Raw genomic sequence first — 11,787 nt, forward strand, 5'->3', positions numbered from 1 at the left:
CGTGGCAGTCAGACCACGCGTGACAGGGGGGGCTCCCCTTGCATGACGCGCTCTATATTCTGGCACGCATGGGCCAGCCTGCGACCCCAGGTATCTACTGTCACACCGGCCACGTGAGGTGTGAACACGACGTTGTCGAGCGCCAGCAATGGCGAGTCGCCGGTGAGAGGTTCATGCTCGAAGACGTCCAGGCCAGCAGCTGCAATTCGGCCGCTGCGAAGGGCTTCGATCAGTGCGGCCTCGTCGACGAGCGCGCCGCGTGCGACGTTGATCAGGATGGAGGAGGGCTTCATCAGAGTAAGCGCTTGCCGATCGATCATGCGGCGGTTGTGCGCGCTCAGCGAGGCGTGAAGGCTGACGACGTCGGCGTCGCGCAACAGTTGCTCGAGCGTAACCAGGCGGGCATTGAGTTCCTGTTCGACGTCGATGGGCGCCCGTGCCGGGCTGAAGTAGATCACCTGGGCGCCAAAGGCGACGGCCAGCCGCGCCACATGCCGGCCGATTCGCCCGAGCCCGATGATGCCAAGCACCTTCCCGTGCAGTTCACGCAGGCTGGCGGTTTCCCGCATACCCAGCCATTCGCCGCGGCGCATAGCTTCGTGGTGGAGGGGCAGGCGCTTGAGCGCTGCGAGGATCAACAACAGGGCGTGTTCGGCGGTCGTGGTCGCGTTGGCGCCGCCGTTGTTGGCCAGTGGAATGCCCGCGTCGCGAAACATCGTGAGGTCCAGCCAGTCGTAACCGGCGCTCATGAGCTGGAAGAGCTTGAGCCGCCCGGCTTGGCGAAGCTCCGTGGGCGACGGGTTGCCGGGATACGCCAACACCACGTCGGCGCGCCTCATGGCCTCGAGCCGGCGTGCGGGCGACGCGTTCTGCTCGACCATTTCGATCGTGCAATTCGCCGGCATGGCGCCGGCTACCACCGGATGAATCTCGACCGGCGCAAACCGAGCCGAATAGAGAAAGACGACGTGGACGGGAGCCATGGCTTTCAATGCGTGGCCTCCTTGGTGGCGGCGTCGCCCCAGAGCCCCGGCCGGTAGGCAGTGATGTGGCCTTCGATCGCGCTGGCGGCCACGGTCAGTGGCGATGCGAGCCAAAGCTCGCCCGGGCCCGAGCGACCCTTGAAGTTGCGATTGATCGCGGAGACCGTCACCTGGCTTTCGTGCGAGGACGCGCCCGGGCCGCATCCGATGCAGGCACCGCATCCCGGGGCCACCAGTCGCACGCCTGCCTCGCGAAAGAGCTCGATGTAGCCGCGTGCGCGCGCATGGGCCTCGACCGCCAGCGAGCCGCACTGTATGAAGAACTCGACGCCCGGCGCGACACTGCGGCCGCAGGCGCGGGCCTCGGCGATGACGCGGGCGTACATGTCGAGGTCTTCGTGCTTGCCCGCCGTGCACGAGCCGCCGTAAGCGATGTCGATGCGCACGCGGCCGATCTCGCGCACCAGTGCGCCATTGGTGGGGTCGGCGGGGATGCCGCGCGCCGGGTCGCCCGGGGTCGCGACCATCGGCTCGAGCTTGTCGAGGTCGATCCGATGAACGCCGCCCGTGTAGGTCGCGCCCGCGTCGGGCGCGACCGTGCGAGTGCGCAGCGCGTCGATGTCGACGTCCGGCCGGATGGCACGCAGCCAGTCGAACAGGCTGTCGTCCGCTTCGCAGATGCCTGTCTTCGCCGCGCATTCGGTGGCCATGTTGGCCAGCGTCGCGCGTTCGTCCATCGACAATCCGCGCAAGCCCGGGCCGCCGAACTCGATCACACGGTCCAGGGTCTCCTGCCGGCGCGCCGGGCCCGCCAGGATGTGAAGCATCAGGTCTTTGGCGGTGACCCCAGGGGCCAGCGTTCCGTGCAGCTCGAAGCGGATCGACTCCGGCACCGTCACCGCGGTCATGCCGGAATGGATCAGCGCCGCGTATTCGGTGGCGCCCACCCCCCATGCGAGCGCGTTGCCGGCGCCGCCCATGCAGGTGTGCGAATCGGTGGCCTGGACGAAGTCGCCGGGGTCGATGAAGGTTTCGCGCGCGATCTGATGGCAGATGCCTGGCGATCGACCGTCGGTGGCCGCATGGTTGCGAACGCCCGTATGACGCTGGAACTCGCGCTGGAGCTCGCGCAGGCGCTCGATCTTGTCGCGGTAGGGCGCGATGCGCGGCACACTGTCGGCGTAGATCAGATGGTCCTCGAAGACCGCGAACTTGGCCGGATCCTTGATCCGGTAGCTTGCGCCGTGGACCTGCTGGAGGAAATGATGAACCTGGGCCGTCGTGTAGTCGTGCGAGTAGCCGGCGTCCACGCGGACCATCACCGCATCGCCTGGCACCAGGGCTGCGCTGGCGTTCGCATCGACCAGGTGGCGAGAAAGAATCTTCTCGACCATGGTCTGCGGGCGGGCAGGCCGCTGCGAAAGCGCCGGCAGCTTGACGGCTCCGCTCGCGACCCGTTCGCTGAGCGGCAGCAGGCCCCCGGACTCGACGATCAGGCGTTCGATCGGATCGCAGTCTTGCTGAAAGTCCGCGATGGGAACCGCTTCACCCGACTGAAGCCGCCGAAGGACGTCGTGATGCGCCATCAGGACGCCCTGGTTCAGGTTGTTGCGTTTGTGAATGGGCGCGAAAGAGGCCGCGATCGCGATGCGGATGCCGCTCCATTTCTCGGCCTGCACCGCGGTTTCGCGCGATGAGCCAGTGCCCTTGCGGTAGCCCGAGACGATCACCTCGAAGCCGCCGGCGAAAAGCGCATCGCGAGGAATTAGTTGTCGTCCGTCGATGATCAGGCCGGCATACGCGTTGCGGGCGATCTCGTCCGGCAGGTAGTCGAAGCAGGTCCACGCAGGCGTCATGACGTCTGTGTTGACATCGTCGAGCAGGTCGTCAATGGCGATGTCGTCCATGCGCAGCGTGAGTTCGCCGCGCAGCTGACGCTCGATCAGCGTGGGATCCTTCGTCAGGAACAGGACTCTGGCGCCTGGCGACAGGCGAATCGTGGAAGAAGGCATGGGTCTTTCTTTGACGCGATCAGGCAGCCGAGGCGCCCGGGGGGTGTTGCGGAGGCTGGGCGGCATGGTCCGCCAGCGCTGCGCGGATGACGAGTGGGGCCGACAGCGCTCCGACGGCCATGCCGTAGATCAACTTGTAGGCGATGAAGGGCGACGATGGCATCGAATGCAGGCCCAGCGCCGCCAGCACGGCCGTGGACAGAGGCACGAGAACGATCGTCATCAGCAACGCCAGGACGAGGACGCGCAGGAGCGCATTGCGGGGCAGGCGAGCCCCCGGCCCATCGGTCGGCTCCAGAGGCGGCACGCGGCCGTCGCGAACGCGCTTGCGCGTGAGCAGGGTGACGATGAGGTTGCCCACCAAGGTGATCATGAACACGGTGGGAATGAGGTCGATCGCCATGCCGTCCACTCCCCAGAGTGGCATCGCCGCTCGACCCTGCAGCGCGACGAAGGCAAACATCACTGACAGCACTGCGTTGAACACGCAGCCCAGCAGCAGTTCGGTTCGCAGGTACCGCCGATGGGCGGTTGAAAGGACGTCTGTGTGCAATTCGTTCTCCTTGGCGCCAGGAAGCGCGCGGCATTCTAGGCACGGCCTTCGCCCGCGAGCCAATCAAAAGAAGTGCGCCTGCCATGAGCGGAATTCATGGGCCTGGAGGTTATGGGGCAGGTACGCGAATTCATTGGACGGGGCCGATGCCGCTGCGAAGAATCGCCTCGCCTGGATTCCAGGGTTCTTCGGAGCCACCTCGCCGCTCCCATTTCGCTACAGGAATCGGTCATGCAGACCCGAGACGAACCATTGACACAGATTGCCATCGACAACGTCCACGACTTCACGCTGCCTGCGACCCAGAGTTCGCCGGCGGCCCGGCGAGCGCTTCGCGCCCTGGAACCCGGTTGCCTGCCCAGGGGCGGGGAACTCGCGCTGCGCGGACGCTTCGCTGAGTTGCACGGTGTCGAACTCGACGGCGTGGCGCTCGGCAATGGTTCGACGGAGCTGCTGCACTTGCTGCTGCGTTCGCTGGGCGCGGGCAACATGGTGGTGGTCCTGGCGCCGGCCCTCGCGGAGTACGAGCGTGCCGCTAAGCTGGCGGGCGTCTTGACGGTCAGTCTTCTCGCAAGCGCGGAGACCGATTTCGTCTGGGACATCTCGCTGGTTTGCCAGCGGCTGGCGCAACTGCGGCCCGCCGCCGTGCTGCTTGCCAACCCGAGCGGGTTGACCGGAAGCCTCCTGGACGAACAATCCATCGAGGCCCTGGCTGGCGCCATTCCTGCCGGCGTGCTGGTGCTCGACGAAACCCAGATGTGTTTCGCCGATCGGCCACCGGCGCTGCGGAGGGCACGAGGCAACCTCCTGTCGATCCGGTCGATGAGCTTCGAACATGGGCTGGCAGGCTTGCGGCTCGGCTATGCGATAGGGCCGGCTCACGTCGTGGCGGCCATGCAGACGCAGCAGCCCGCACGCGCCATCAATGCAGCGGCGCAGGTGGCGGCGATTGCTTCGCTCGACGACCCCGGATGGACGGATCGATCGAGCGCGAGGCTCAGGCGCCATCGCAGCGCGTTGGCCAGGGCGCTTGCTCGGATCGGGTTCTGCGTGCTGCCTTCGCAAGCCGCATACCTCCTGGTCGAAACGCAAGAGGCCGCCTGGCTTTGCGCAGCATTGGCGGCCCTCGGCATCAAGGTCACTGACGGCGCTCGCCTGGGCGTGCCGGGGCATATCCAGATCGCGGTCCGGGGTGGCGAAGCCGCAAGGCGGCTGGTCGATGAGATGAAGCGGCTTCTCGGCGGGAGGACTGAGCGATGAAGGGCCGTACGCCGACATATCCGCTGGAAGCCGACGTGGTGATCGTCGGCGCCGGCGCAGCAGGTGCCGTCATGGCGGCCAGGCTCGCCCGGGCCGGGCGCCGTGTGGTGATCCTCGAAGCGGGTCCGCGCTGGAACGCAGGTGACCTCGTGAGTTCGCAGATCTGGGCACGCCGCATCAAATGGGGCGGCCCCGCGGTGCTGCCCGGCGGAGAAGATCCCTACGGATTCAACATGGCGAATGGCTGGGGCGTGGGCGGCGCCTCGCTGCACCACTACGGCGGTTGGCCTCGCATGCATGCGGAGGATTTCCGCATGCGTTCGACCTACGGCCAAGGCCTCGACTGGCCGTTGACCTATGCGGACCTGCGACCCTGGTACGACAAGATCCAGGAAGAGGTTGGTATCTCGGGCGATGCGGTCGCGGAGACGTGGCGGCCGCCAGGCGCGCCCTATCCGCTCGGGCCGATGGCGGTCTTCAACCAGGGCGCGCTGCTGCGTCGTGGCTTCGAGAAGCGTGGGCTGCGCACAGCGCCCTATCCCGCGGCGATCCTGTCGGCGAACTACAAGGGGCGGCCGGCGTGCATCAACGACGGCTGGTGCGACGCCGGCTGTCCGCTCATGGCATTGGCCAATCCGCTCGCGCTCTACATTCCTCAGGCACTCGAGGCTGGTGCGGTGGTGCACGAGCACTGCCGCGCACGTCGCGTGTTGGCAGACGGGCGTGGACGCCGGGTGCGCACGGTGGAGTTCGTCGACGCCGACGGCCGCGCGCATGCAATCCGCGCGCGCTCGGTGGTACTTGCGGCCGGGCCGGTGCAGAACGTGCGCATCCTGCTGCAGTCGGCCTCGCCCGCGTCGCCCAAAGGTCTCGCGAATGGCAGCGGCATGGTGGGGCGAAACATCGCGGCCCATGTGATGGTGCCTGCACATGGTTTCTTCGACGACAAGACGCAGTGCCACCTGGGCACCAGCGGCGCGCAACTCATCTGCCAAGACCACTATGGCAAGCGGCGTGCCGATGGTGCTTTCGGCAGCGTGACGTGGGCGATTGCGAACGCACTCAAGCCCAACGACCTGCTTGGCATCGCGAATACGCGTGCGGATCTCATGGGCGGTGAACTCCATCGCTTCATGGCGCGCGCCGCCCATCATCTGGCGACGATGAGCGCGATCTGCGAGACCGTTCCCTCGGCCCGCAATCGGATCGAACTGGGCCCGCGCGTGGACCGCGACGGTATCGCGCAGGTGCGCATCACGCACACGCTCGACGAGCAGGCCAGGGCCTTGGCGACATTCGCGGGCCGCGAGGCGCTCGCGCTCTTCGCGTCGGCGGGAAGCCGTGAGAACTGGCTGGGTCAACGCGGACTGGCACACCTGGCGGGCGGGACCCTCATGGGCGAGAAAGCTACCGCTTCCGTGACGGACTCCTTCGGCGTCTGCCATGAACACACCAATCTGCTGATCGCCGGTGCGGGCCTGTTCCCGAGCGTCGGCGCCGTCAACCCGACCTTCACGCTCCATGCGCTCGCGGCTCGCAGCGCCGAGCATGTGATCAAGCAATGGTCCAGCCTTGCGGCATGAAGCGCACGCGAAGTTATGGCACGAGGCACGCATTTCATTGGCGCGCAACACGCTGCATTCATAACATCCTTGAGACCTAAACCAAATAGATGAACCGGGTCGAGAGACCCAGGAGATGCGAAGTGGCAGCACCCAAACACAGAGCCGAACTCAAGCCATGGGCACGCGAGCGCCTGCGAGGCATCCAGAACTTGCTCTTTCCCTCGTACCTCGCGGACTTCTCGGGACTGTGCGAAGAGGGCATTCGCCGGGACGTGGAACAGAGCATTCGGCACGGCTTCGTGTCGACGCATTGCGCGACCGAGGCGGGCCTCACGTTCGATGAGGCCAAGCGCTTTGTCGAGATCGTGGCCGATGCGGCCAAGGGTCGCATCCTGGTTTCGACGACGGCCATGTTTGACACGCTCGATCGCAATGTCGAGTTCCTGAAGCATGCCGAAAAGGTGGGGTGCGACCTCGCGCTGGTCGGCTATCCGCCTTCGTACTACCCGCCGTCGCCGGACGACGTAGAGCGCGCGACTCTTCAAATGCTTGAGGCGGCCCAGGTCGGCTTCATTCTCTATCCAAGCTTCAAATACAACTTCGCGCGCTTCAGCGCGGGAGGCTTTCCACTCGATGTGCTGGAGCGCTTGGCGCGCCACCAGCGCGTGGTCGCGGTGCTGTGCGCGATCACCGAGCCGGCCTACGTCTCGGAATGCTTTGAGCGATGCGCGGAGCATGCCCTGGTGCAATGTCCTTGGGAGCGCTGGTTTCCCCTGGCCGTCACCCGCTATGGGCAGCAATGGGCGGGTCCCGGCGCCTACGAGATCTTTCAGTCGCCGGACGAGCCCAGGCTCGTGAACTACTTCAGGCAGCTGCTCGACGGGCAGCGCGACGAGGCGATGGAGAGCTTCTGGCGCCTGACGCCGGCGCGGCTCCTGTTCGAGAAGCAGTTTATGCCCACCCAGATGCTCGGCACCTATCACTGGCCTCAGCAGAAGTACTACCAGTGGCTGACCGGGGGCAATGGCGGCTACACGCGTCAGCCGGTCATGCGCATGCAGCAGCACGAGATGGACGAGGCGCGCAGCGCGGTTCGTGCGCTCGGGATCGTGCCGCCCGACAACGACTACGAGTTCTTCGTCGGCCGGGTGCAATACGCGCAGGGCAAACGCCCCTGGTGAAGCACAGCCGCAGTATTGACTTGATCCAACCAAGCTCGCCAGGCCGACGTGCGAGCGTCGAGGCGCAAGCCGCCCCCATACAACTAGGAGGAGATCGAAAGATGAAAGAAGTGACGAGGCGCGCGCGCCGTCGCAGGATCCTGTCCGCGATGGGCGCTGCAGCGCTGTGTATGCCCGCTGTGGGACAGACCCTCGGTGCCGCGTCGCCCGAATCTTTGGGTAGCGGAGTGAAGTGGACCTTCGACGGCGAGCTGTCGCAAGGGCTGACCTGGCGAACTTCGAGGCGAAACCTCGAGCTGGTCGGACCCAGCCACGGCGGCCTCCAGGCGACCGATCTTCAAGACGATGGCAATTTAAATTCGGATCGTGGCACCCTGGTGTCATCGCCGACCATCGCGCTCGGCACCCTAGAGGCGCAGTACAAGAACCATCGTGTGTTGCTTCGCGCGAGCTATGTTTACGACGGCGCCGTGATGGACCATTGGAATACCTGGGGGCTCGATTGGTATCCCGGGATCCTGAGGTCCGAAGTTCGTGATTCGGTTGGCAGTCGCGCGCAGTTGCTCGACGCGTACTACGCGGGCGACTTCGACCTGCAGGACGCCGGCGCCCTGGAATTCAAGCTCGGCCGGCAGACCATCATGTGGGGCGAGGCGAAGTTCCTGCCAGGCGGCATCAACATGTTCAACCCGATCCAGTCCTGGAAGAGCCACGCGGCAGGCGTCTCGCTCAAGGAACTGGTGCTGCCGGTCGCCTCGGCTGGTGCGACCTGGCAGCTCAATCCGACCGTGAGCTTCCAGGGCTTCTACCAGCTCGAAAAGCTGAGGTTCGAATACGACCCCGTCGGCACCTTCTTCAGCGACAACGACATTCTGGGCGCGGGTGCCGGCACGGTCGGAGTCGTGCCGGGCGCGCCGCCACTGTTTCGCGGCCCGGATCCGAAGTCCAAGACCGGTGGGCAATACGGCCTGGCGAGCTTTCTGAATCTGGAAGGTGTCAACCTGGGCTTCTATTTTCAGAACCTGCAGCAGCGCGCGGCCAAAGTCAGCGGCCTGGGTCTCAACGGGCAGACCAGCTATTTCTGGGAATTCCCCGATGACGTCAAGACGCTCGGCACGAGCTTCAGCACCGGGCTCGGCTCGGCCGCCTTCACCGGCGAGCTCGCTTACCGCCACGACGTGCCGATCGGCCTCGACCCCAACGCGGTCGGCGCCGCGCGGACCAATGCCGCGCTGTGTGGTGCGATCCTGGGGGCGCCCTCGAACTGCGGCGTGGACTTCGGCGCCGCGCCCTTCAACATTCCGGTGCCGCCGCTCGCGTCGACGCCGCTGCGGGCGCAGGCCAATGGCTATGTGCAGGGCTGGACGCGGGTCGACCAGTGGGCGCTCAACCTGGGGCTCACCCAGGCGATGACCGGCAGTGACTTCCTGCCACGCCTGCTGGGCGCCAACGGGGGCCTGGTCGCGATCGAAGCTAACGCGATCCATTCAGGGATGCCGAACCAGTTCGTGCTGCCCACGGCGGTGAAGGGGGCCTGGACCGGGTCGGTCATCGCGCAAGCCGCCGTCGACTACTTCCGGGTGGGCGGTTCGAGCATCACGGTCACTCCGCGGCTCGTGCTGCAGACCTGGGTGTTCGGTGACGACCCGACGCAGGCGCCGTTCTTCAAGGGCCGCCTGAACGCGACGGCCGCGGTGCAGTTGCGCCACGAGCAGAAGCCGGACTGGACCCTCGAGTTCGCCTACACCAACATCTCCGATCACACCAGCCGGGGCAATCTCGTGCTGAGCGACCGGGACTATTTTTCGATGCTTGCCAAGTGGGCGTTCTGAGCAGAGACAACAGAAGGAGCAACAAGATGAACATCAGTGCAGGCAAGCCATGTGCGGCCAACTTTGCCAGGGCGCTGGCTGCGCCCGTGACCCTGCTGGCCATGGTGGCTGCGGCGGTCGTGTCCAGTCCCTCGATGGCGGCGCCGCAGGACGCTCGTCTCGATACCGCCACGGTGACGCCGGTGGGCGCTGAGCGCAAGGGCAACAGCGCCGGAACCATCCCGGCGTGGGAGCCACTCACCGGCGTGCCCGCGGGCCTCACGGGCGTGATCGCCGGCGTCCACTATCCGGATCCCTTCGCGGCCGACAAGCCGATCGCGACCATCACCGCCGCCAACATTGAGCAATACAAGGACCGTCTCACGGCCGGCCAGATCGCGCTCCTCAAGCGCGGCGATGCGGAGAAGATGCTGGTGTATCCGACGCATCGGTCCTGCGCGTACCCGGACTCGAGCTACAAGAAGACGGCGGAGAACGTCGGCAAGGCCAAGCTGTCTGCCGATGGCAACGCCTTGTCGGGGGCCGTGGGCGGATTTCCGTTTCCGTTCCCGGAGAACGGCTGGCAGACCATGTGGAACCACAAGACCAACTTCTACGGCGCCACGCGCTTCCGCTCGACGAACAGCGGCTTCCTGGTGAACCCGGACGGCAGCTTCGAGCCGTCCCGGCAGATCGAGGAGATCATCTTCCCGTACCACATGGACGACAAAGGCGGCCTCGACAAATACAACTTCATGACCAAGGTGACGACCGAGGCACCGGCGCGGCGCAAGGGCAATGCGCTGCTGATTCATGACCCGCTCGATGCATCGACCAGCCAGCGGGAGGGGTGGATCTACCTCACGGCCTTGCGCCGGATGCTGCGGGGACCCGACGTGCGCCACGATGCACCGGATCCGGACTCGCAGGGGCTGCTCACGATCGACCAGCGCAACATGTTCAGCGATTCGCTGGAGCGCTACGACTGGAAGATTGCCGGCAAGGCCGAAAAATTCGTGGGCTACAACGGCTACAAGATCGTGAACGTGCCGCCCGCGGAGCGAGCGAAGGTGGTTGGCAAGACGCGCATCTCGCCGGACTACATGCGCTATGAACTGCACCGCGTCTGGGTGATCGAGGCGACCCTCAAGCCCGGTCAACGCCACATCTATCCGAAGCGGGTGTTCTACATGGACGAGGACAGCTGGTACATCGTCGCTGCCGACATGTATGACGCGCAGGGCAAGCTCTGGCGGACTTCCGAAACCCAGCTCGTGAACTTCTACGACCGCCCGAGTTGCCTGCCGGGCATGCGGGTGAACTATGACCTGCTCGACGACAAGTACTACGTGGAACTGTGGTCGGAGAAGTACGAGTACGACGTGCCGGAGCTCAACGCGCTGACCTTCTCCCCGGACTCACTGCGCCGGGGCCAGCGCTGAACTCGCTACGCAGCTGAATCAAGACACGGTATAGACCGATGCGACTGGAGACATGAGTTTGAAGTGGACATATCTTGCGGCGGCCCTGTGCGCCGCCCTGGTGCCGCCGTTGAGCTTCGCGGCAGCCTCCCCGGAGGCTTCCCCGGTGGATCAGCTGCTGATCGGCGCCGCACGCGCCGGTGACAGCGTCGTTGCCGTCGGCGAGTGGGGCACCGTCCTGCGCTCGGTGGATGCGGGCCGTCATTGGCGCGCAGCGACCGTCCCGACCGACGAGACGCTGACGGACGTGTACTTTGCGGACGCCGTTCACGGCTGGGCGGTGGGCCACCACGGCGCCATCCTGGCGACCGAAGACGGCGGGCAGCAGTGGGCCGACCGGCGCCTGGTCGATCGATCCGTCGACCCGCTTCTGGGGGTGTACTTCTTCGACGGCACGCATGGGTTTGCAGTGGGGGCCTTCGGCACGCTGCTCGAGTCCGTCGATGGCGGCAGGACCTTCCAGCGTCGCGACATCGGCCAGGGCGACGGCCATCTCAAGGCGGTCGCCGGCAACGCGGCGGGCGAGCTCTACATTGCGAGCGAGGAGGGCGTGATCTTCCGGTCCGCCGATCGTGGCAGGAGCTTCGAGCGCGCGCAGACCGGGTACCGGGGTTCCTTCTGGGGGCTCGCGCTGCTCCCTGGCGCGGTGCTGGCCTACGGCATGCGCGGCACGGTGTACCGTTCCGAGGACGGCGGGCACAGTTGGGCATCGGTTCCGACCGGCAGTCAGTCTGGACTGAGTGCCGCCTGCGTCTTCGACGCACGCAGGGTGGTCATTGCAGGGGCAGAGGGAACGGTCCTCGAAAGCCGCGACGCGGGCAGGAGTTTTGCCCCCGCCGAGCGCTCCGACCACGCAGCGATCACGGCCTTGGCCTGCCTGCGCGGTGGCGCCCTGCTGATCGGCCGCGCGCCGCCGACGATGCACGAGGTGGCGCGATGAC

At 66.1% G+C, this 11,787-nt stretch carries 9 protein-coding genes; 6 read left to right on the plus strand and 3 right to left on the minus strand.

The features are described 5' to 3' along the window. Positions 1-8: 8 nt before the first annotated feature. From QTI33_RS09645 to QTI33_RS09655, 3 genes are read right to left on the minus strand one after another with little or no spacing between them, the layout of a single operon-like run. Positions 9-983, minus strand: coding sequence for a 2-hydroxyacid dehydrogenase (locus QTI33_RS09645; RefSeq protein ID WP_286505761.1), 975 nt, complete (start codon positions 981-983; stop codon positions 9-11). A 5-nt stretch (positions 984-988) separates the two neighbouring features. After that, on the minus strand, positions 989-2,995 hold the full coding sequence (locus QTI33_RS09650) for an aconitase family protein (RefSeq protein WP_286505573.1): 2,007 nt from the start codon (positions 2,993-2,995) through the stop codon (positions 989-991). Positions 2,996-3,014: 19 nt separating this feature from the next. Next, positions 3,015-3,548, minus strand: coding sequence for a hypothetical protein (locus QTI33_RS09655; RefSeq protein WP_286505574.1), 534 nt, complete (start codon positions 3,546-3,548; stop codon positions 3,015-3,017). A 231-nt stretch (positions 3,549-3,779) separates the two neighbouring features. Between QTI33_RS09655 and QTI33_RS09660 the strand changes: the two genes are divergently transcribed. From QTI33_RS09660 to QTI33_RS09685, 6 genes are all read left to right on the plus strand, one after another. Continuing rightward, a complete protein-coding gene (locus QTI33_RS09660) occupies positions 3,780-4,808 on the plus strand; it encodes an aminotransferase class I/II-fold pyridoxal phosphate-dependent enzyme (RefSeq protein ID WP_286505575.1) in 1,029 nt (342 codons plus the stop codon). Further along, a complete protein-coding gene (locus QTI33_RS09665; protein ID WP_286505576.1) occupies positions 4,805-6,391 on the plus strand; it encodes an FAD-dependent oxidoreductase in 1,587 nt (528 codons plus the stop codon). The genes QTI33_RS09660 and QTI33_RS09665 overlap by 4 nt, the downstream gene beginning before the upstream one ends. Before the next feature lie 122 nt (positions 6,392-6,513). Next, a complete protein-coding gene (locus QTI33_RS09670) occupies positions 6,514-7,554 on the plus strand; it encodes a dihydrodipicolinate synthase family protein (RefSeq protein ID WP_286505577.1) in 1,041 nt (346 codons plus the stop codon). 101 nt (positions 7,555-7,655) lie between these two features. Then, on the plus strand, positions 7,656-9,386 hold the full coding sequence (locus tag QTI33_RS09675; protein WP_286505578.1) for a DUF1302 domain-containing protein: 1,731 nt from the start codon (positions 7,656-7,658) through the stop codon (positions 9,384-9,386). Between the two features lie 26 nt (positions 9,387-9,412). Continuing rightward, positions 9,413-10,807: a DUF1329 domain-containing protein gene (locus tag QTI33_RS09680; RefSeq protein WP_286505579.1), complete on the plus strand. Its 1,395-nt coding sequence runs from the start codon at positions 9,413-9,415 to the stop codon at positions 10,805-10,807. A 52-nt stretch (positions 10,808-10,859) separates the two neighbouring features. Further along, positions 10,860-11,786 carry a WD40/YVTN/BNR-like repeat-containing protein gene (locus QTI33_RS09685; protein ID WP_286505581.1) on the plus strand — a complete coding sequence of 309 codons (927 nt, stop codon included), beginning with the start codon at positions 10,860-10,862 and terminating at the stop codon, positions 11,784-11,786. Position 11,787: the final 1 nt, after the last annotated feature.

The sequence above is a fragment of the Variovorax davisae genome, from assembly GCF_030316845.1.
In the GTDB taxonomy this organism is placed as follows: Bacteria; Pseudomonadota; Gammaproteobacteria; order Burkholderiales; family Burkholderiaceae_C; genus Variovorax; species Variovorax davisae.